This is a genomic window from Arthrobacter sp. B0490 (assembly GCF_002929355.1).
In the GTDB taxonomy this organism is placed as follows: Bacteria; Actinomycetota; Actinomycetes; order Actinomycetales; family Micrococcaceae; genus Arthrobacter_D.
In genome coordinates, this window is the sequence record NZ_PJIR01000021.1 from 1 (window position 1) to 21,002 (window position 21,002).

General features: G+C 63.6%; 22 protein-coding genes. 10 read left to right on the forward strand and 12 right to left on the reverse strand.

The window, feature by feature from the left end:
- The first annotated feature begins 13 nt into the window (after window positions 1-13).
- The gene (locus tag CXQ97_RS17510; RefSeq protein ID WP_258062736.1) at window positions 14-163 is read left to right on the forward strand and encodes a sigma factor-like helix-turn-helix DNA-binding protein; all 150 of its coding nucleotides are present in this window, start codon (window positions 14-16) and stop codon (window positions 161-163) included.
- Window positions 164-705: 542 nt separating this feature from the next.
- Here the strand turns inward: CXQ97_RS17510 and CXQ97_RS17515 are convergent.
- The 3 genes from CXQ97_RS17515 to CXQ97_RS19650 form a co-directional block, all read right to left on the reverse strand.
- On the reverse strand, window positions 706-1,314 hold the full coding sequence (locus tag CXQ97_RS17515; RefSeq protein ID WP_104182172.1) for a flavodoxin family protein: 609 nt from the start codon (window positions 1,312-1,314) through the stop codon (window positions 706-708).
- Window positions 1,315-1,363: 49 nt separating this feature from the next.
- Window positions 1,364-1,801, reverse strand: coding sequence for a hypothetical protein (locus tag CXQ97_RS17520; protein ID WP_219815464.1), 438 nt, complete (start codon window positions 1,799-1,801; stop codon window positions 1,364-1,366).
- Between the two features lie 192 nt (window positions 1,802-1,993).
- Window positions 1,994-2,440: a hypothetical protein gene (locus CXQ97_RS19650; protein WP_146069702.1), complete on the reverse strand. Its 447-nt coding sequence runs from the start codon at window positions 2,438-2,440 to the stop codon at window positions 1,994-1,996.
- 628 nt (window positions 2,441-3,068) lie between these two features.
- Here CXQ97_RS19650 and CXQ97_RS17525 point away from each other — a divergent pair.
- On the forward strand, window positions 3,069-3,857 hold the full coding sequence (locus CXQ97_RS17525; protein WP_181035143.1) for a BLUF domain-containing protein: 789 nt from the start codon (window positions 3,069-3,071) through the stop codon (window positions 3,855-3,857).
- Window positions 3,858-4,100: 243 nt separating this feature from the next.
- On the opposite strand, the gene ppk2 is transcribed toward CXQ97_RS17525, so the two are convergent.
- Window positions 4,101-4,979 (reverse strand): polyphosphate kinase 2, encoded by an 879-nt coding sequence (ppk2, locus tag CXQ97_RS17530; RefSeq protein ID WP_104182175.1) that lies wholly within the window; start codon window positions 4,977-4,979, stop codon window positions 4,101-4,103.
- Between ppk2 and CXQ97_RS17535 the strand changes: the two genes are divergently transcribed.
- A complete protein-coding gene (locus CXQ97_RS17535; protein ID WP_146069703.1) occupies window positions 4,966-5,301 on the forward strand; it encodes a hypothetical protein in 336 nt (111 codons plus the stop codon). The two genes, ppk2 and CXQ97_RS17535, sit on opposite strands and share 14 nt — an antisense overlap.
- Window positions 5,302-5,590: 289 nt before the next feature.
- Here CXQ97_RS17535 and CXQ97_RS17540 read toward each other — a convergent pair whose 3' ends face one another.
- The gene (locus CXQ97_RS17540) at window positions 5,591-6,289 is read right to left on the reverse strand and encodes a helicase associated domain-containing protein (protein ID WP_104182177.1); all 699 of its coding nucleotides are present in this window, start codon (window positions 6,287-6,289) and stop codon (window positions 5,591-5,593) included.
- Window positions 6,290-6,652: 363 nt separating this feature from the next.
- On the opposite strand from CXQ97_RS17540, the gene CXQ97_RS19655 reads away from it, so the two are divergent.
- From CXQ97_RS19655 to CXQ97_RS17550, 3 genes are all read left to right on the forward strand, one after another.
- Window positions 6,653-7,120: a hypothetical protein gene (locus tag CXQ97_RS19655; RefSeq protein WP_146069704.1), complete on the forward strand. Its 468-nt coding sequence runs from the start codon at window positions 6,653-6,655 to the stop codon at window positions 7,118-7,120.
- Window positions 7,121-7,266: 146 nt separating this feature from the next.
- On the forward strand, window positions 7,267-7,614 hold the full coding sequence (locus CXQ97_RS17545) for a hypothetical protein (protein ID WP_146069705.1): 348 nt from the start codon (window positions 7,267-7,269) through the stop codon (window positions 7,612-7,614).
- A gap of 96 nt (window positions 7,615-7,710) precedes the next feature.
- Complete coding sequence (locus CXQ97_RS17550; protein WP_104182179.1) at window positions 7,711-8,058, forward strand: Lsr2 family protein; 348 nt, start codon at window positions 7,711-7,713, stop codon at window positions 8,056-8,058.
- A 450-nt stretch (window positions 8,059-8,508) separates the two neighbouring features.
- Here the strand turns inward: CXQ97_RS17550 and CXQ97_RS20440 are convergent, their stop codons facing one another.
- The 7 genes from CXQ97_RS20440 to CXQ97_RS17580 form a co-directional block, all read right to left on the reverse strand.
- Window positions 8,509-9,045, reverse strand: coding sequence for a hypothetical protein (locus CXQ97_RS20440; protein WP_104182180.1), 537 nt, complete (start codon window positions 9,043-9,045; stop codon window positions 8,509-8,511).
- Complete coding sequence (locus tag CXQ97_RS17560; RefSeq protein ID WP_104182181.1) at window positions 9,042-9,869, reverse strand: ParA family protein; 828 nt, start codon at window positions 9,867-9,869, stop codon at window positions 9,042-9,044. Before CXQ97_RS17560 ends, CXQ97_RS20440 begins: the two co-directional genes overlap by 4 nt.
- A gap of 1,466 nt (window positions 9,870-11,335) precedes the next feature.
- Window positions 11,336-13,147: a MarR family transcriptional regulator gene (locus CXQ97_RS17565; RefSeq protein ID WP_306740219.1), complete on the reverse strand. Its 1,812-nt coding sequence runs from the start codon at window positions 13,145-13,147 to the stop codon at window positions 11,336-11,338.
- A gap of 215 nt (window positions 13,148-13,362) precedes the next feature.
- Window positions 13,363-13,590, reverse strand: coding sequence for a hypothetical protein (locus CXQ97_RS19660; RefSeq protein ID WP_146069706.1), 228 nt, complete (start codon window positions 13,588-13,590; stop codon window positions 13,363-13,365).
- A gap of 632 nt (window positions 13,591-14,222) precedes the next feature.
- Entirely contained in the window at window positions 14,223-14,531 is a 309-nt protein-coding gene (locus CXQ97_RS17570) for a hypothetical protein (RefSeq protein ID WP_104182183.1), read from the reverse strand.
- A 10-nt stretch (window positions 14,532-14,541) separates the two neighbouring features.
- A complete protein-coding gene (locus tag CXQ97_RS17575; RefSeq protein WP_104182184.1) occupies window positions 14,542-15,312 on the reverse strand; it encodes a hypothetical protein in 771 nt (256 codons plus the stop codon).
- On the reverse strand, window positions 15,309-16,037 hold the full coding sequence (locus CXQ97_RS17580; RefSeq protein ID WP_104182185.1) for a hypothetical protein: 729 nt from the start codon (window positions 16,035-16,037) through the stop codon (window positions 15,309-15,311). The genes CXQ97_RS17575 and CXQ97_RS17580 overlap by 4 nt, the downstream gene beginning before the upstream one ends.
- Window positions 16,038-16,211: 174 nt before the next feature.
- On the opposite strand from CXQ97_RS17580, the gene CXQ97_RS17585 reads away from it, so the two are divergent.
- The 4 genes from CXQ97_RS17585 to CXQ97_RS17600 are packed head-to-tail and all read left to right on the forward strand — an operon-like array spanning window position 16,212 to window position 21,002.
- A complete protein-coding gene (locus CXQ97_RS17585; protein ID WP_104182186.1) occupies window positions 16,212-17,330 on the forward strand; it encodes a transglycosylase SLT domain-containing protein in 1,119 nt (372 codons plus the stop codon).
- The gene (locus CXQ97_RS17590) at window positions 17,327-17,989 is read left to right on the forward strand and encodes a hypothetical protein (RefSeq protein WP_104182187.1); all 663 of its coding nucleotides are present in this window, start codon (window positions 17,327-17,329) and stop codon (window positions 17,987-17,989) included. The genes CXQ97_RS17585 and CXQ97_RS17590 overlap by 4 nt, the downstream gene beginning before the upstream one ends.
- Window positions 17,986-19,572: a hypothetical protein gene (locus CXQ97_RS17595; protein ID WP_104182188.1), complete on the forward strand. Its 1,587-nt coding sequence runs from the start codon at window positions 17,986-17,988 to the stop codon at window positions 19,570-19,572. The genes CXQ97_RS17590 and CXQ97_RS17595 overlap by 4 nt, the downstream gene beginning before the upstream one ends.
- On the forward strand, window positions 19,572-21,002 hold the full coding sequence (locus CXQ97_RS17600; protein WP_146069707.1) for an AAA family ATPase: 1,431 nt from the start codon (window positions 19,572-19,574) through the stop codon (window positions 21,000-21,002). Before CXQ97_RS17595 ends, CXQ97_RS17600 begins: the two co-directional genes overlap by 1 nt.

Below are 21,002 nucleotides of genomic sequence, written 5' to 3' on the forward strand. Positions count from 1 at the left end.
CACCCTGTCCGACGTGCAGCGTGAGGCAATCTACCTGGCGTACTACACCGGGATGACCTACACCGAGGTCGCCGAACACCTGAGCATCCCCATCCCGACCGCCAAAACCCGCATCCGCGACGGCATCAAACGCCTCAGAAACGCCCTCCATAAGGCGACCTGAACGACTCCGCCGTTCCCACCGCAAGAATTGGCGTGACGTCAGACGGTGATCACGGCGCAGTCATCAGCCTGATCAGGCTTATTGAGGCGGTCGGGATTGTAGTGCACTTTGCACTTGGCGCCTGACTATTGCTGATCATTAAGGATGACTGACGTGAAAGGTGCTCGTATCACGTCGGAGAAGTCCTCAACCCTGAAGCCGCGGCTGAACACTCGGCTCGGATGACGAGGTCGCCTACCCCAAAGTGGAAGCACCCTCGCTATCGCCTCGTTGTGCAGTTTGAAGCGTGGTCGGATAAACAGACACACCTCCAGTGTTGCTGCGGGAATTGCTGTGAGCGTTTTTTCGGGTGTCAACAGCCGGCACCCCGAAGAACGCCGCAGCGTTGAACCGAGCCATGACCCCGTCCGGCCATGCCCGGCTTGGAGGGATGCTTGGAGACGGATTAGTTAGGTTTCGTTGTGTCCACGATAACGACAACTCTCGCCCACTCAAAACGTTTCCTCAGCGACCGGGTTGCGTTGCAAGAGCGGTCGCCTCGCTTACCCGGCAGGATACGGGGCGTCTGCAAGCAAACGGGCGAGATGGACGGCGTTGCGAGCCGCGCTGGCGGTTGTGGCTGCGGTTTTCTCGGGAACGCTGTCCAAGTCCTGGTAATCCACTTTGTGCATGGCTTCCCCCACCCAGTAGGTTCCACCTTGGGCCGGAACGGTAAACCCGACGTCGTTCAGAGCCTGCTGTGTGTCGGCGATAACTTTGTGCGCTCCGTCTTCGTTGCCCACCACGGCGATGACAGCAACCTTGCCGTACATAAGGGGCCGTCCCTCATTATCTGTTTCGGAAAGCTCAGCATCGAGCCGTTCGATGACTCGCTGGGCGACGCTGCAGGGGTGACCCATCCAGATAGGGGTGGCGAGGACCAAAATGTCAGCCGCGAGTATCTGCTCACGGATCCTCGGCCAATCGTCCCCAGCACCCATGTCGGTCTGCACTCCCGGCATCACGTTGTAATCAACGACCCTCAAGGAGGCAGCGCTCACGCCATAGCTTCCTAGTTCATCGAGCAGGTGACGGGCGAGCAGTTCACTGCTCGACGGTGCCGGTGAGGGCGTAAGAGAACAAGTAAGGGCAAGAGCACTCAGATCAGCCATCTTTGGTCCTTCTCGATCATCGGCAACGTCGACCGAAGTATCTGGCCCGTCACTCGGCAGGCAGCACTTCCTGGTCCCTGTTGAAGAAGTAGTCGTTGAGAATGCCGGTCGCTGCTGCCTGCACTGCTTTGTTTGTGAGGTCAACTGCCCATTCCTGGGTGGTCCAGGTGCCGGGCTTGTACAACCCGAGGACGGTGTTGAGGAGCACATCACCGGTGTACACGGCAGGAAACACCACCGCGAAAGCTTTGACTCCCCGAAGCCCAACATGGGTGGTGACCCCATACGCTGACCCCCACAAAGTGCCCAAAGCCATATGGGTTCCCCAGTTCAAACGCTCGCGTCCCTGCTGAGTCTGAGGATGAATGGGCAGGATTCGTTCGGCGAGATCGGCGGGCGCGTAGCTGGCCTCGCGCCCTGTGACCGGCATCTCGACGAACTGCTGAAATGCCGACATCACTGCCGTTCCCGCGATACCTGCCGCCATGCCACGCGGAATGGACCTGGCGAGTGAGGGAGTGCCGGTACTTACCATGCAGCCGAGTATCGTCCTACCCTCCGCACGACGCCACCCTTTCAGCTCCTCAACTACTCCACCCCACGCGGACGGGTAGCACTTACTATCTTTAAGCCGATGCTCCCCAACGGAAACGTTGCGTCGGGTACGACCCGCTAAAGACTAGTGAGACAAGGCGTTCTGCTTAGGTTGATCGCCTGGCGTCGCCATGGACTGCTTCCTTCTGGCTGCAGCACGGTCGCTGAGATATCCAAGGAAAGTGAGGGCTGCGGTACCTGCTGCCATCCAGCGGCGAGGATGCCGCGTGCCGACGCGCCGAAGTCTGTCCTCGAGGCGGGCATCGATGACGTCTCCGACCTCGGCGAAGCGAAGGGTGGCCGCGGCCGCGGCGAGTCCGGCCAGTGCTTGCAGTGGTAGCCGCTTACCGCCGACCGTGATGCCGATATACAGGCCCGTGAAAACAGCGGTTGCGACGTGAACGGCGCGGAGCTGCCGGTCGTCCAGCTTGGCTGCATCGATGAGGGGAAGAGCCCCCATGATTACCGTCGATGTGATGCCAAAAATTGGTGACGTCGGATCGGTCAGTACGTGCTGCTTCTTACGAGTCACAAGAGGTCCTCTGCAGATCGGGTGTTCTTTGTCTACCACGGAAGGACTGGACGGCTGAGGCCAGGGATCACGTGTGCGCATCGTGGGTGCCGTTACGATCCTCTGCCGCGGCCGGGGCTTCGAGAACCTGACGATCACCGGTGGCGCCGGTCTGCGACACAACGCTGTCGACTACGTCAAAGGTCTTGGATGTAGCGGGCCGAGGTAGACCGGCCTGAGCAGGACTGGATTCGAGCTGGACCATTCTGGGCGGGCTTGATTCGGGCTGGGCCGTTCTGGGCGGGATGCAAGAGTTCGGTCATGACCGTTCCTGTGCTTTGTTCAGAACCTGGCCTGCGTCTAGACCCCGGTGTCTTAGTGAGCCTAGCGTGTGCCCATCCACAAGCGAATGCTGTTCAACCGCGGACGAGATCACGAAGACCTCGGCCCTGTGGGGGCACCTGTGAATGAGCCCTCCTGCTCACCAGACCCTCGTTCTCAGTGAACGGGCACGTAACACTCGTGCCACAGAAATCCTGTGTCAATTCAAGGACTACCGATCTGCGTCCGACGGAGCAGCCACGCATACGGTTGTTACATCAGTTAGACAACGACAACGACTAAGACATCGATGTGGGGGGTTCAAGGTATGGCCGAGAGCTTCAAGGATCACAACGAACAGGACAGTCGTGACGACCAGACCCAACACGCGCTCACGCTCAACGTCATGCGGCGCATCAGTGTGTCGGTTGAAGAGCTTTGGGTGCACTACTTAAGCATGGGTGGGGACGTCGATGAGTACGAAGTCGACGCATACCTTCACGGCCTGATGCGCCTTCCTGCGGCTGACCGGGACATGCTTTCGCAGTCCGTCAATGAAATGCTCGACGACATCTCCCGCGGGCCAAGAGCCCCCTTCAGCACCAGCAGCTCCGATGTTGATCTGAGTTTCGGTCTGAGTACCGATGGATTGCGCGGTGCTGCCGATTCCCGCATGGCCAGTGGACTTCAAGTGGCCTCGGTTGTCTATTCCAGTGTCGCGACCCGGTATTTTAGTGAAGCGGATCTTACTAATCTGCTTCGATCCAGCCGGCATAGGAACGGTGCATTGGATCTGACGGGCCTGTTGCTGTACCGGGCAGGACGTTTTCTGCAGGTGCTTGAAGGCCCGGAGCAATCGGTTCGTAATCGGATGAGGAGCATCGCCACGGATCCGCGCCACACCGGTGTGCGGATTCTTCTCCGAGAAAAAAGACAACAGCGCCAGTTCCCGAGCTGGACGATGCGCTTCGATTCCATCAACGACACCTTGTCGGACGAAGTTCCAGGCTTCGAGCGCTCATTCGTCGACGCAGGGCAGGATCACGACCCCACTAACACCGTTCGCGTCACCAAGAAGCTGGTGTACTGGTTCCAGCAGCACGCAACCCATCCCTGAGGACGCAAAGCCGTTGTGACACTCCTACTAGTCGAGTGAAGGATCCTCGTCCATACCCAGGCTGAGGTACCGGTACACCGTCGCCCGGCTCGCGCCGACTGGGTCATAACCCGATCGCGCAAGCCAGGCCAAATAGGGAAACGGTGCCAATGCACGCCCTGTCGCGGGGATCGTTCTCGACGACAACCCCCTTGGGATGATCTGGTGAGACCTTCGCGAAGCCCTAGCCACCCCACTGAATGATCAGTCGCCGACGGCGTCGCGGCCGCGCCGCACGATGAGTTGGTCGGCGTTGTGGACCACTGAGGTGTCCTTGCCGTCGTAGTCGAACTGGTGGAGGAAGAACCTCATCGCATTGATGCGTGCACGCTTCTTGTCGTTGGACTTCACCGTGATCCAGGGGGCGTGGTCAGTATCAGTGCGTAGGAACATCGCCTCTTTCGCCTGCGTGTACTCGTCCCACCGGTCCAGGGACGCCAGGTCCATGGGTGAGAGTTTCCAGCGCCGGACGGGGTCGATCTGTCGGATCGCGAAGCGGGTGCGTTGTTCCCGTCGAGTCACGGAGAACCAGAATTTTGTGAGGTGGATGCCGGAGTCGACGAGCATCCTCTCGTAGTCGGGCGCCTGCGTCATGAACGTCTCGTACTCCTGCTCGGTACAGAAACCCATGACCCTCTCCACATTGGCCCGGTTGTACCAGGATCGGTCGAACATCACGATCTCCCCGGCGGTGGGCAGGTGCTGGACGTAGCGCTGGAAGTACCACTGGCCCTGTTCCCTGTCCCAGGGCTTGTTCAGTGCAACGGCTCGGGCGGCGCGCGGGTTCAAGTGCTCGGTGAAGCGTTTGATCGTCCCGCCCTTGCCGGCCGCGTCCCGGCCCTCGAAGACGATGACATGCTTCAGGTCATTGTCCTGAGCCCAGTACTGGAACTTGAGCAATTCGATCTGCAGCAGGTACTTCTCGAGCTCGTACTCCTGCCGGGTCACACGCTCTGCGTACGGGTACTCCTCCCGCCACGTCTCCACAGCTGATCCGCCGGGGTCGATGAGCTCCGGGTCCTGACCCTGACCGCCGCGCACCGTGTACCCCTCGCTCACCAGGTGGTCGATGGCTTCACGCAGGTTCTCCCGAACCCACCCCTGGTCCTCGGAGTCCCATGCCCGGCTCTACATCAATGACTGGCCGGCCTTCTCCCAGAGCATCGATCGCCTGATCGCGTTCTGCCACTCCCACCCCGTGACCCATGTCCTTGGGTGTCACATCGAAATGACCACCACGCCCGGCATCGACCACCCGGTACGCACCACCTACCAGCCCCAGGAGTCGCTCCTCGAAATGAGGGTCGCACATCTCCACCTCCTGCGTTCCGCCCTGGACGCTGCGGGCCCGGAGCCCGTCCGGGTGGTCCGCGACGAGTTCATTCTCTGGCCCATCAACGACTGAAACCGGAGGCGGCGAGTTCCAACAGCGCTCATAGTGGCACACGGGACAGGACAGATGCCGACATCAGTGGTTTCTCCGGGTGGCGGGTCATCCACCTATAGGCGGGTAGAGCCCAACGGAGAGAGCTCAAAGCCGTTCACCTGTGGGTGACCCGCCGTTTGTCGTGGATCGGGAAGTTGTCGACACTCGTTTCCGGAAATCTCCAATAATCAGACCACGGTGGTCGACGTCGTAGATATGCGGGCCGGGCCGGATGCGACTATTAGAGCCCGCACCTCAAGCCGTTGGCCTACGCCTCGACCGCACTCCTCGACCTATCCCAGCCCGGTAAGACCCGGCCTAGGGTTTCCTGCCGGTCGGGGCGGAGGCGTCCCTTCCGCGACCAGGTGCGTTGGCGGCCCAGCCAGACCGCGAGGACCCTCTCGTCCGGGCGGCGCCGCGGGTCATAGACCGGGAACCGGCCGGACTCGTCCCGGAACTGCTGTACCTGCTCGAGGCGCCGCGCCCACAACTTCTCCGGGTTGCCCTTCCGGGTGCCGACCCACTCCCCCAGCCGGTCCAGGGCCTCACTCTTGTCCTGGGTGAGCCGGCCGGCGTCGTGGCTTCGGCGCTGGTTCTCCAACCACCGGTACAACACCCGGGCCTCCACGCTGTCGTTCTGCGCCGGCAACCCACCCACCCGGCCCACGTAGGTTGCCATGACGGCGTAATGCTCCCACCACACCTGATCCCGGCTCCGCCGGTAGCGGCGCCGGCTGCCATTCGGGGCGGGCCGGTCGTGGAGCAGCCAGCACCGGTCGAACCACCCCGGATCCCTCTCCGCCTGCCGGTCGATAGCCCGGTGGACGCGTCGGACGTCGACCCTGCACCACCGGGCGATCACCGCCGGCGGGACCCCGCGGGAGTACATCAGCAGCCATTCCTGCCGGTTCTCACACGCCCCCTGCGGGTACTCTTCCCCGACCAGAATCAGGTCATCAAAACGCATGAGGCCCCACGCTTGTCCGATTAACCACCGCTACCCCCCCCACCCGCCAATGGACTGCACCCATCACGGCTGCACCGTGTCCGCCCTCGGGAGGGCTGACAACGAATCGGGCGTGCGCCTCCTCCGTCGGGCCCGGCCGGCGTGCGATACATGGTGTTGAGAGTAACCAACGTCCGCAACGGCGTCGCGGGCGGCTCACCCACAGGTGGACGGCTTTGAGCTCATTCCTCCGGGCTCCACCCGCCCACAGATGGATGACCCGCAACACTTACTCCCGTCCACAGCCCGGCTTCCCAAATAATCGAAGCTGTGTTCTATTTTAAGCCTGCACGACGAACATTCAGGGCGAGAGGGAAGCAGCCGATGACAGCGCAACCAGTGGACACCACACCACTCATAGAACCAGCCCAGCAAGCAACCCAGGAAACTGCACGCGAAGGCACGCGGGCAGCCGTATGGCATGTTCTGGATGAGCCGGCGGCCGTCCGGTTCCTACCCTCCGGCACACCACTGGCGCTGCGCTGGCGAGGCAGCATCTGGCAGGTCATCGGCGAACCCCTCGCCTGGTCCAGCTCGGACACCTTGCCGGAACGCGATACCACTCCCCCAAGCACAGACAACACCCACAGCAGCCGTGGCAGCCTCGGCGGCCTCGGCAGCGTGGATGGGCGAAGCATCCGGGGCAGTCTGGGCAGCGTTGTGACGACCCGGTTCTGGCGGTTCCGGGCACAGACCGGGCCGGCGTCCCCGGTCCTGGAGTTCGACATGAACGCCGATGCCCGGTGGGAGGACTGGCGGCTGCGCCGCGTCACCACCATCGACGGCTACTAGCAGTTACTGACAGCTACGGACGGCTAGTGACCACCTCGAACACTGTCCGACCAGGTCCGCTTCACACAGTATGAGCAGCAGGTGGCGGGGCGAATTGCAGGGCCATGGGTCAGAACAAGAGATACGCCAAACGGTACGCAAGGCTGATGGACGATCGGATTGAGGAGTTCGTCATGCGCGAGGAGCTGATCATGCTCACCGCCGCCGAACTCGACCTCGAGCACACCCCGCCCACCGACTTCCCGGAACCACGTCGGGTGTACGCGTGGATCCGCTACCCCTCCAAAGCGATCCGTATCCAGGCCCACGCGATCGCCTACACCAGGACTGCAGTGAAGATCCGCTTCCTGGAACCTCTCATACAGATTCAGCGTGAGGGCTGGGTGTGGCTCAATTCGGTCACACCCTTACCCAATAGCAACAACCACAGCAAGCACGACAACAGGCAGACTGACGATCACGACAAAAAGAGGAACAATGGGACCGGTGAATGAAACCGGGACATTCTGCCGGCGCAGACCACATTTTCCGACACGATAGGGTGGAAGGCTGGGGATCATTGATTCATGTCAAATAACTCAGGAGTGGAAATGGCGCAGCGCGTACAGGTGCAATTGGTAGACGACCTCAATGGCGAAGTTGCACAGGAAACGGTCCGGTTCGGGATCGATGGCACCGACTACGAGATCGATCTGACAACGGAAAACGCGCAGAAGCTGCGCTCAACCCTGTCCGAGTACGTGGACAAGGCCCGCAAAGCCAAAACCGGGCGCAGGGGCCAGGGCGCACAGAAAGCCTCCACGTCCTCCTCGACGGGCAGGTCCAAGCGTGAGGACACCCAGCAGATTCGCCAGTGGGCGCAGGACAACGGGTACAACCCCAGCTCCCGGGGACGGATCACCCAGTCGATCATCGACGCCTACAACGAAGCCCACTAGAACTCACAGTTCTCGGTCGACCAGCTGGCAGGGGGATAGTGGCGGGACTGGATGATGCGATGGTGAATGCTAACGAGCGGTGGGCGGAAGCCGGACGCTAAGTCCTTGGCTAAGCCGATCTTGGACTGGGCGAAGCCTTGCGGATCTATTACACCGCTACTTCCCCGCCGGCGTCACCCTCTACGCTGCTGCCCTCGCCCTGGTCAGCCCGCTCCTGTTCGGCGACGAACTCACGGATTGGCGTTTTGCACTACAGGTAGGCTCGCTTCTTCTCGCCCTGCTCGCAGCGATTACGGGCTTCGCATACATCTCCAAGCGAATTAAGCCGCGAGCCGAGCTCGGCAGGAATCTCTCCATTAAGGCGGAGCCTGAGCCGGCGCGGACGTTGCAGGAGCGGACGAAGGAGCACGGCGGGAACGACCCCACCACGGCTTCGTTAGGCCGGGGCTCCTACCGCAGCGGTCGTCCGCGCGGGATGCCGATCTCGTCGGGCGGGAACGGCTGGCCGTCGTTGTACTTCTCCTCCAGGCGTGTCACCTCGGCCTCGAGGGCGCGCGCAGCAAGGTCGGAGAGCGATCGGTGTCCCTCGAGCCGACTGGTGGGGCCGTACGCATTCCTGACGCGCTCAACGACCTCTGCCGGGATCCACACGCCCATCTTCTTTTTCTCTACCGTCGCCGTCTTCGAGGCGGGTCGAGCGGGCACATCAGGGGCTGACGGAGCCTCCACTGTGACGGCAGGCTCGTCGGGGGCTGTGACCGCCGGCGCGAGAACTACCGGGGCTTCGGGCTGAGTGGCAACCGATTCCAGCACCGGGGGCGCAGCGGCAAGCACGGGCGGCTCCGGTGCCTCGTCGACCGCGGCCACATCGGCGCCCATGTCTTTGACGACGCTGGACTCAGGAGCCTTCCTCAGACCCTTCTTGCTCTTCAACTGGGCCAGCGGGTTGGCAGCCCCTCCCCTGCCCGCTGCGGGAGCCGTGCTCATTCCCCGCTTCCCTTCCAGATCTGGAGTGCGAGCTGCTCGAGGTCGGCCACGAGGACGTTGGCCACCGACCCGAAGGACCGAAGCGGCAGGCACGCGGCCTGCGCCTTCGCGAAGAGCTCGCGATCGGGCAGCAGCGGGTCCAGCACGAGCTCACCAAAGTCGTCACGAACTTTGTTGATCCAGTGCGTCTGGTCCATGCGGCCCTTCCGCTCCTTATTGATCACGACGCCGACCAAGTCGATGTTCTCGTTAAGGTTCTCCTGCACCTCTGAGATCGTCGTGACAATCTCGGAAAGGCCCTCGACGGAGGACACTCGGGGCTCAGTGACGAGCAGGGCGTGGGTCGCCGCGGTGAGTGCGTTGACGGTCAGCAGGCCCAGCGACGGCGGGCAATCGATGAGGACGACGTCGTAGCTGTCGGCGACCCCCTTCAGCGAGATCCTTAGGCGGTGCTCTCGCGCCATCATGGCGTCTCGCTCGCGCGATGCAAGGTTCCGCTCCGAGGGGATGACGTCGATCGTGGGCGACCCCTCCCCTGCCGGTTCCTTCGGCAGCCAGGCCGACCCGGCGGGGACGATGGCGTCCTCGGCCGCGCCGGGGGTGATCTTTTGGTTGTTGTCCGGATCGCCGTACAGCACGTCGTTGAGCGTGAACTCGGGACCGGTAATACCGAGCGCCGAGGTGGTGTTGCGCTGCGGATCCGCATCGATCACCAGCACACGCTTGCCCAGCTTGTCGGAGAACGCCTCCGCGAGGCCCGTGACCAGGGTCGTCTTGCCGACGCCGCCCTTCTGGTTACAGACCGCAATGATTCTCGCCGTCATGGCGTACCTTCCGTTGACTGCAGTGGAGGCCACGCCGGAGAGAGCCCAAAGGAGGGCCTTGGGAATCCTCGGTGCCGGCGTGGCCGAAGTTCTTCCGATCAGACTAGCGGCGCGGTGGGGGCCACGGCGGCAAGCCACGCCGGAGAAGAAATGGAACCATTAGTTACTTTGACACCATTTCTCCCAACCGGCGCCCTCGAGGAATGGAACCATTTACTAAATAAGCAAATGGTTCCATTTAGTCCAAACCCCCCGACCAGCGCATGCGGGAAGAAATGGTTCCATTTCTACCGAGGCCAACGGAGCAGGACTCTGGCAGAAATGGAACTAATGCCCCCACTCCGAGATTCCAAACCCCTCGGCTGTCGGTAGAAATGGAACCATTCCTGCCCGCGTAGGTTGAGAGTGCACCCGGCACTGGGTACCGACAGCTCGAACTCACCATAAGGTGCCCCTCGATACGAATGGATCAATTTCTTCCGGCGGGCGTAGCCGCGATAACTGCAGAAATGGAACCATTGGGTTCAGTCACACCGCCCAGCATCCCGACCGGCTCTAACACTCTGCCCAACCCCGCATCTCCGAACCACGCTCCCTAACGGGCGAACCCGATCGCTTCGAACTGCACACAGCGCAACCAATGGTTCCATTTCTTTCATAATTGTTGCCGACGTTTCTCCCCGGGCTCGGGTAGAAACGACCCCTTTTCTTCCAGAACCAGCCTCCCGCCGTGGAAAGAGCTCGCCGGAGAAGCACCAGGGCGATCGGTCACCCGATGCGCGCGGGTAGAAATGGCCCCTTTTCTTCCAACTCTCTTCGCCGGCACATCACCAGACCGCCCAGCGACGCGCCGCAACCTGGCGGCACTGAGAGAAAATTGAACCATTTCTACCCGGCATAATTGGTAGAAATGGTACTATTACATTGCAGGAGTCTTGCATAGAATGGAACCAATTCTCCGCAGGCAGAAACGTCCCTATTGGTCACATTTCTGTCAGCTGCAGCTGGAGCGGGTCCGTCGGCCGCCAGGACGGAACGGGGGAGTGGCCTCGCTGGGGGAGTGGGATGCCGGCATACCGGCCATCGGGCTCGAGTGTGGAACGCGGTGCCGAGCTGACCTGACCGCTGGCGGTCACTCCAGCCAGCAGAGGGGATGCCATCATCGGATGGAACGTAGAAACGGACTCACCATACGAAATGGTTCCATTCGGCGAGGCCTCTACCTCGGACCACCAACAGGAATGTGGCCACGAAATGAAACGGTTCCATTTCTTCCTGCCTGAAGGCTGTGTCTGTAGATGCTGTACGACAGGGGCTCGAAGAGGTCGTGGGAAGAAAAGGGGTCACGTGACGAAACGGTTCCATTAGCTTCTACGGGGTGTAACGGCGCGGCAGGTCGCGACGGGGAAGCGGCGGGTAGAAATGTACCTATTGGACGAAACAGTTCCATTTCGGCCGAGGTGCTCCTATCGGAAGACGAAGGACGCGAGCGTCACCTCGTCGTCGAGCGGCTCGAACAGGTGCCAGGGATAGTCGTCACCGGGGGAGAGGAGCTGCTGCTGCGCGCTGGCGGTGTTGCCGGCGAGCCAGGCCCTCCAGGCGGCGCGTTCGGCCCGGTAGCGGGTGAGCTGGCGTTCGACGGCCTCCGGGACACCGAAGTACTCGGCGAGCAGGGCGAGGCTGGTGCCTGGCACGAGGGCCCACGACCGGGTGGGGGAGCGAACGATGAGGTTCCAAGCTGCCAGTACCTCGAGAGCCGTCGACGCCGCGGTACGACCGAGGCCAGTGGAATCGAGCAGTTCGGTCGTCGATAGGGGAGTGGTGGACTGCTCAAGGGCCTCGTAGAGCAACGCTGCGGGGATCCCGAGCTCCCGAAAAGCTGGCCTGAGGGCGTGGATCTTGCCCTTGCGCCAGGAGATCTCGGAAGCTGCCTCCTGCAGGAGCTGCGGGACAGCGAGGGTGTAAAGATCGCCGTGGGTACCGCGTCCTGAGTCGATCAGCGTAATTAACGGGTCGGCTTCGCTCCGGAGGGCCTTGAGGTGGGCTGCGACGGTGGTGTGGTCGATCCCGGCGGCGATTGCCAGCGACCGCGTTCCGAACTCGATGTACCTGCTGCCAGTCATGTGCGCTGCGGCCCCTAGAGCCCTCAGCAGCATCCTCTTGGCCATGCCATCCCTGCTGTCCCTGTACCGGACCTCAGCCAGAGCCACTGCATTGCGCCAGGTCCGGATGAATCGGTGCTCAGAGTCAGAGCCGCGTGCGACGGAGGCAGTAACTTCTGCCGGCTGTGTATTTGGCTGGCTTGTGGGGGAATTACGGGCATTGTTCTTTCCGCTCGTCTGGGCGGCAAGAAACGCCTTAGCCTTCCGCCAGTCGCGCTCGAGTGCCTTGAAGCGGTGGTGGCTGCGGTAGCGGGAGAAGAACTGGGCCAGCCCGGGCCAGATGCCCTGCTTCATACGCCGTTCGACGTCCAGCAGCCCGAGACCTGCCGCTGCAGCCGCGACGAGGACGGCCTGACGGGCTTCCGAGGGAGAGTCGTAGCGGGCGGTGTCGAAGATCCCGTGGGTGGCGATCGCCAGGGTCGTGCGGGACATGCCGCGAACCGGCGTGACCGCGTCCTGACTGTCCACGTCGGTCGATGCCTCGTACTCCTGCTCGAGGCGGAGTGCGCGTACTGCGGCGATCTCGGACGCGAGGTCTGCGACTAGCCGGGCCCAGACGGACTTGGAGTTCGGTCGACGGGCGATGTCGTAGGCCATGGTCAGGCTCATATCGAGCATCTGGTGTCCGCCGCGCTTGTGGACGCTGCCGGGCGTGCGCATGCAGCCGTGATGGAGGTTCTGGTGCGGGGACTTGTCCAGGCTGCGGTGCCGCGTGCCGAGGGCTTCGACGACCTCACGGGCCTCGTGGAAGGGCACGCGTTCCTGCAGGGGGATGTAGATGTGGCGGCCACCGTTGGGGGAGTAGTCGGCAATCCAGCGGGCGCCCATGTCGTGGAGCCAGGCCGTAACGAGGTAGACGTCGGCGTCCACCCTGTCGGTGCCGTCCACGGAGGAGTCGAAGTCGAGGAAGATAGCGCGGCAGGTGCCGTCCTTGCCGATGATGCGAACGGCGGCCGGCTTCGACGGCAGGCCGTCGGTCAGCTCGCGCTCAAAGCGCTGGGGGTAGCTTTTACCGGCGTCCGGGGAAATGCGGACGCGTGGTTGACCAGCAAGGAGGGGTGCGAGGGCTGCCCACACCACGGCGGGGTCGTCAGAAACAGCCGCGACACGCGGCACGCCGGGGTGCATGATTTCTGGCAGCGCAGCAAGGCGCTGTTGTACGATGAACCTGTTCCTCTCAAAGGAATAGCGAAGGGACCCTTCACTGGGGTTTGTTCAAAGGGCAGGATCCGCAAGGACCCTGTAACGGCTCTTCACCCTCGCCGGCAAGCATCCGGGTGATGAGCAACATCTGTCATTGGAAGGCCCGCCTTATGCGGGCCTTCTTATGCTTAAGAGGCCATGTTGATCGGCAGGACCTCCTGGTTGTCCCTCTTAGTGAGATCCACGTGCTGGAGGCGCATGGCAAGGGCAGACTCGATCATCTCCGTGATCGTGAGTCCTTCGAGCTCGGCGGCCTGATGTACTTGGTCCGCCATGCGGGCAGGGATCTTTCCACCGACGAATCGACGGTCGCCTTTGAACCGGCGACCGATCTTGCGTGGAGTAGATTCAGCCATTCCCAATCGGTCCTTTGCTCATGTGCGCTCCGATTGCCGGCCAACGCTGACTCGGTAGCACGAGGATCAATCTGTCTCTAGCTGCTCCTAGGCTCCGAGCTCGTCGCGCGGTCGCCCAGTTGCGGCTAGTGAAAAACTACCAGCGCCGGGGAACGATTGCCGGGAAGCTGGCACATCGTTTTGTAAAACGATGTGCGCGTGAGCTGATCGGAGGACGCTCCGAAGCATCGCGCGAGCTGGACGCACGGGCCACGCCTGCCGACCCGTGGGCGAAATGCACCTAATGTCCCCATTGTTTCCGGGCTTTTTGCGGCCTGGATGAGGCCGAACAGGACCCAAACTGCCCGCGATCCTCAACGGTTCCATTTGAACCGTTTCTTCCTCATCATGCCGAAGATGCCTGCTATCGTTTTTCGTTAGACGCCTGAAGGGCATCCGTGGAGGCCGACGAACCGCTCTGGGAAAAAGTTTTTGGAAGGTGTGTCGGCGTGTCGCACTGAAGGACGAGGTGTGAGTGGGGGTGTCGCGCGACACGTGCCCCTGCTTGCCGGTCGGCTGCATCTGGCTCCCTAACGATTGAAGGACTGTACCAATATGGCACAGTCCTTCAATCGTTAGCAATTAGATCAGGTTCAACTCCTCCATGCCCACTGGATCAGCTTCGCTTTGGCCTCTTCGGCGGGAATGTCGATCGACCTCGAGCGAAAGGCTTCTCCGAACATGGTTCTGACTGACTTCGCCGTGCGGAAGTATTGGCCGTGCTTGTCGATGCGGCGGGCGGAGACGCCGAGGTAACGGGCCGTCTGCCGGCGGTTCATGCCGGCCTCGACGCAGATCCTGACGGCACGGAAAATGACGGCGTAGGCGGCCTCGTTCTCCGGGTTCGCCTTGGTCAAGATCCGCTCTACAGCGATCTTGGCCTCTGGTGGTGTCTTACTCACGTTCCGCTCCTCACTTGATCGACAGGCCGGTGTCGAAGGTCTTGCGTGCCAGCTGGCGTGACTTTGCAAAGGCGAAGGCCCACAGTCCGAGGACGACGCAGGCTGTCGATACGTGGGTGACCAGCTCGAAGATGTAGAACGCTTCGCCCCCGGCCTGTAGTTCCAGCGGGTAGGCGATGGCGCGTGCGATCGAGAGGACGAAGCCGACGAAGATGAGCCTCGAGGCCAGGCGCCCGAACTGGAGCGGGTTTTTGCGGCTGTCTCGGAAGACCGGCAGCAGGAGGGGCCCCAGCACGTAGGCGGTGTAGGCGAGGACGATCCACTCGTTCCATTCCACTGCCGCCTGATCCGCGTAGTCGACCAGGCGGGGTGATGGTGTGGGGGTCTCGGCCGCGAGGAGCGTGAAGAACACTCCGAGGGCGGCGATCACGACTGCCAGTGCGCCGCGTTTTCCTACGATCCAGTTGATAGCTGTATCTGAGCCGTAGGCGACGGCGAGGTGCACGCCGAGGACCGCTACAGCTCCCATGGCGCAGCATTTGGCTATGAAGTCGGTGCCGTTGGAAATAGGCACGATCGATTCCAGCACCTGGTAGACGCCCGGCAGGGAGAAGACGTAGGCGGCGGTCAGCAGCACTCCCATCAGGGCCAACCGGCCACTGGGTCGCAGCAGTGCCCGCGCCCCTTCGGGGGTCGTCCTGGATGTCAGGCGGTGGAACGTCAGTCCACCGAGGAAGATCAGCATGAAGCTGACTGAGATGACGTAAATGCTGTCGTTCATCCGATCAGGTCCGTAAGTTTCTCCGCGTATTCGAGGGCTTCCTTGCGCTGCCGGAGGCGACGTTGGAGGAGGTTCAGCCGTTGCTGGATGAGTTCGACCAGGTCCTCGTTTTTCATCACCATTAGGGCCGTTTCCCGGATGTCCTCGGGCCAGTCGCCCTCTTCCATGGTGATGAGTCCGACGACGACAAGCCCCGCAACCATCGACGTCCCGCTGACCCGGGCGGCAGTGACCGCCTGGATGGGGGTGAGCTTGTTGTCGGAGAGCTGGTTAAACAGGTAGGTGATCGCTGTTCCCGTCTTCTCGGCCACGTCGTGCCGGACGTCGCCGGTGTCGATGGCGTCGATCCACGCACGATGGGAACCGTCATGCGGGAAGTCGATTCTGACCTTGTCGTTCCGGGGGAACAGGTCTTCGTGGAAGCGGTGCTGCAACTCCACCATGAGGTCGGCGTGGTGGACCTGGCTGAGCACCTCCGCGGCCGTTGGAGAGCGCGGCCGGCTGTCGAGGTCCTTGTACTCCTTGAAATCCGCCAGCGCCGCGATGGGATCCATGCCGACGCCTCGAGCCACCCCGACCACGGTCGACTCGGGGACGTTGCCGCGCCGGATCTGATTGCCCACGGTGACGCGATGCAGTCCGGTCAGACGGCCCAGCTCACTCGCCGAGGTGGTGATGCCGCGAGCTTCGAGCCATTGCTTGAAGTCAGAACCAGAAACAGCCACGGCACCTCCTTCAAGAGAGCACTAGATGGGCACGGCACGCACAGGTAGCGAGGATGTCAGAATCTAAGCTATTCTAAGAAATAAGGAATTGGTTTCAATCCTCTTCCTTCACCCCACAAATTTTACCGGGCACACCCTAATCAGTCTGTGCCTTCACGCCGCTGGGAGGTAGCAGTGGACGAAGACGAGAAGGGTGAAGCGTCACCGCTACTGGCCCTGGTGATCCTTGTACCTCTCCTGGCGGGCCTGCCCGTCGTGGGTGTCGCGGGAGCTGCAATCCTCACGCAGACCGAGGAGAAGCCCGCTTCGTGCGTCGTCTCGGCAGTCGGCAAAACCGTCGGTGACGCCACCTCGACGCCGGCGATCCCGAACGGCTGGAGCGATCTGGTCGACGCCGCCGCGAAGGCCGCGGGTCTGCCGGTGAGCGTGGTGGCGGCGCAGCTCAAGCAGGAATCGGGCTGGAACGAGGGCGCACGGAGCCCTGCAGGGGCTCAGGGCGTCGCTCAGTTCATGCCCGGCACCTGGGCCATGTACGGGGAAGGCGGGGACCCATTCTCCGCCGAGGATGCCATCCCTGCCTACGGACGCTATATGGCGGCTCTGAATGAGCAGGTGCAGCCGCTGGCCGGTGACGATGCCGACCTGCTCGTGCGCCTGACCCTCGCGGCCTACAACGCCGGCCCCGGGGCTGTGCAGGCAGCCAAGGGCGTCCCGGCGTTCACGGAGACCCAGCAGTACGTCGAGAAGATCCTGACCTCCGGGCAGGGCGAGTTTTCTGCGGACTGCGCGGCACCGGCGGGCGCGGTTGCGTGGGACGGCGATCTCGGCGACGGCGAGTGGACCAACCCGCTCCCGGGCGGGGTCTTCACCTCCGGATACGGCCACCGGGACATACCGAACCTGCCCGCTTGGGCGCAGGACCACGTCGGAGTTGACCTTTCAACCCCGGGCGCCGGCACCGGTAACGGCGGCCCGGTCATCGCACCGACCGACCTTCGGATCACCGGGTTCAACGACAAGGACGGCTGCGTGATCGCCAAGGAGGACGGCGACGACCCCGATTTCGGGTTCGCGTTCTGCCACCTCAATGCCTACCGCGTGGCCGTGGGGGACAGGTTGAAGCGCGGCGACGTCGTCGGCACCGAGGGCAACAAGGCTGGCCTCGGGCTGGTTGCCACGCACCTGCACTTCGAGATGTACAAGCCGGAAGCACCGGAGGTTGTTTACCCGTACCAGGGCTGGAACCTCGACCCGGAGCCGATTCTGAAAGAGAAAGGAGCGTGGGTGCGATGACCCGCCGCTCACACACCAACATGTACCGGGCCGCCGCTCTGGCGGTTTCCACAATGGCTCTGGTCACCCTGACCAGCTGCGTGGCCGACGCGCCGGCGTCGGAGGACGCGGCCCCGATTTCCGCGCCGACCACTGTCTACGAGGGTTCCTACACCTCGCTCCCTGCCGAGGAGATCCTGGGCGGCAACACGTTCGCCTTCCCGGAGGATGCGGACCGGTCCGACGTCGACTCGACCGCTCGGGTCGCAGCTCTGATGCTGCATTCGTGGGACACGACGGTGGACCGCACCGAAACGGCGGCCGCAGTGCGCGCCATACCGCTGATGAGCGAGGAGTGGGCGGCGAACCAGGTCGAGCCTGAGCGCAACGCGAGCAACGGCGATTGGTTGGAACCGGCCGAGCACGGCGCCTACAGCGTTCCCCGGGCTGTCCCTGCGATCGGTGACGCCGCGCAGGACGTCGCCCCGGGCAAGGCTATTCGGGTCCTCGACGTGACATGGCGCTGGGTCGCCCGCGACGAAACCCCACTGGACGGCGGCGGTCACCGGCAGGTGACCGTCTACCTCGAGAAGACGGACGGCCAGTGGGACGTCGTCGGGCACCAGACCCGGGACATGACCGCCGCGATGCCCGGCCCGAAGACGGGGGAGGGCAAGTGACTCCGGCAGTGCATTCCTGGCCCGTCATCCGCCTCACAATCGGCGAGGGCGAAATCGTCGCGGACGCGAACGGCGACGTCCTCACCTACCCGGTGCTCGATGACACGTCCGCAGCCGACGTCGCGGCCGACGCAGCAGCGGAAGCGTGCCGCCGTCTGGGCCTGGCCGCATGCCGGGTGCAGGGACGCACCGAGGACGGCGAGGTTTACGAAATGGTCGTCGACGCCGAGCTGGGCACGCTCGAGGAACGAGAAGACACCACCTCCACCGGCACTGCCGGCGGCACAGGTGCTGGCCGGGGTTCAGGTTCTGCCCGTTCCGGGTCGACGCCGGCCCGCCGTCGCACCCCTGCGCGCCGGAAGGCTGTGCTGTGGGGAAGCGCAGGCCTCTTAGCGGCCACGATCGGTTTCAGCGCCTTCTCCACGTTGCAGGACAACACGGCCGAGCCGGTGGCGACGGTCTACACGCCGCCTCCCGCGCAGCTGCCGGTCCCGGCTCCTGCCGGGTGGGACACCTACGGTGACTGGACGACGCCGATGACCGGCTCGACAGTTCGGGCGATCCTGGACCCCTCGGGGCAGCCGGTGAGCGTGGACGGCTCCAAGCTGATCGGCCATGACCCTCGGACAGGTGTGGAACGGTGGACACGCACCGCGCCGTTCATCGTCGCGCAGCTCGCCTTGTTCACCCTCGACGGGCAGTCGAGGGTCGCAGCCGCAGCCGCCCGCGAGCTGGTGCTATTCGGCGACGGAGCAGACCCCATCCGCGTCGACATCCCCAAGGACGGAGCGATCGTCCTGGACGGCGGTACGGCCCCTCGCGTGGATCTGCCGAACAAGCGGACACTGATCGTCGCTGCTGACGGCAGCACCGCGGCGCGGGTGGTCCCGGCGGCCGCGGAACCCATCGAAGCCCTTGGAGACGACCTGGTAGCGGCGGACACTCGGTCCGGACGGATCTGGCGCGTCACGCTGGACTCGGCAGCACTGCCAGCCCCGACGAAGCTGCCCGCACCGGTGCCAGGAGCGGAACTGGTCACGGTTCTCGGATCCGTGAACGGGACGGTCGTCGCGGCATGGAAGACCACCGACACCACCACCATCGGCTTCTATGCGCTCGGGGATGCGACGGACGCGACGGAAGCGACGCAGGTCGGCATCGTCGACGTCGAAGGAACCGACGTCGCGACCTCCGGTATCCAGGTGGACCGTGATAACGGCCTGCTGATGGCTGGCACCGTCCTGGTCGACGTCGATGCGAAGCAGGCCCACCGCCTGCCCGGGGCCGGGAAGCTTGCCGCCGGCTACGCCTGGGTCACCACCAACACCGAGCAGCTGCGGATCAACGCACAGGGCGTCACCGAGACCACAACCGACGCCGCCCGTGCGGCGATTCCCGACGTCATCACCGACGACGGCAAGGCAATCACCCGGGCCGAAGGATTCTCCACCGGCCTGCTGTATGCGCTGACACAGGTCGCACCCCGACCCACAGCAACGACCGGCACGACCGCTGACCCATCTTCTACTGCGACTTCTACTCCGAGCCTCACCTCGACTGTTTCCCCGAAGGAGAACCCCTGATGAGAATGACCGCTGTCATCGACCCGGCCGGCACCCTCGAGCTTGACCTGGGAGGCGAGAAAACCACCGCCCCTTACCCGTCGGTGATGGACGCCCGCCGCTCCGTCATGAGCACCGCGACCGACCTCGCGGCCGAGACGAGCACCGCCACCGAACTGCACATCGAGGACCCGTCCGGCTCCCGCACGATCCTCGTTCAGACCGACGGCGCCGTCATCGAGCAGGACACCGACAGTGACCCGACGGAAAGCGGGCCAGCACAGCCCGTCGAAGCGATCGAACCTTCGGCGTCCCCGGTGACGCCGAAGGTGCCGGCCATGCCGGAGGCCGCGGTGGAAGCAGCAGCACCCGTTGACGCTCCTGTTCGCATCCCTGTTCCCGCTCCCGTGGGGGCTTCCGTGGCCACGGAAGTGACGGCACCGGAAGCCGTCGCATCATCAGCTGTGGCGCCAGCAGTGGTCCCGGCAGTGGCACCGGCGAAGACTGTGGAGCCGCTGCCGACCCGCAGGACGGCGATGCCGTCGTTCGTCGACCGGCCGGACGCCGACTCACCGGCACAGGTCTGGGTTCGTGGTCTGCTGAATCGGTTCGGGTTGAAGCTCGCGGCCTCGCCGGCGGAGCTGGAGCAGCGCCGGGACGAGAAAACCGTCTCCCGGCACTGGGCAGGTCCCCGCACGATCACGGTCCTGAACCCCAAGGGCGGGGCAGGCAAGACGCCGACGGTAATCTGCCTGTCCGCTGTATTCGCACGCCTCGGCGGCTCCGGTGTCCTGGCGTGGGACAACAACAACTCGCTCGGGTCGCTCGGCTGGCGGACCTTCGACGCCGGCCATGAGGCGACGGTGGTCGATCTCCTCGAGCAGGCCGACTACTTCATGACCGCCGGTGCGCGGGCCGGGGATCTGGCGTCCTACGTCCACCACCAGCCCTCGGATCAGTACGACGTACTTCGCTCCGATGACCGGTCGGGCGCGAAGAAGCGGCACGAGGTCACCGGCGACGAGGTCCATCGCCTCTATTCGGTGGCCGCGAAGTATTACCGGCTGATCCTCATGGACTCGGGCAACACCGAACGCGGGGACAACTGGGAGGCCATGATCGGGCACTCCGACCAGGTCGTCATCCCGGTCAAGTCCGTCGACGACGCCGCCGAAGGCGCATCCCGGGTCTTGAGCGCCCTGCGGGCAGGCGACGAGCACGCACAGTCACTGGCGGACCGCGCCGTGGTGATCGTCCTGGGCTGCACCCCGTCCCACGGGCCGGCGAAACTGAACGAGCTCGCTGAGTCCTTCCGCCCGTTCGCGAAGTCGGTCGTCACGGTGCCCTACGATCCGTCGCTGATCGAGGGCAGGATCCGGTTCTCCTCGATGCTCCCGCAGACCCGCCGCGCCTGGCTCCGGGCCGCCGCGCAGATCGCGGAGGGACTGTGA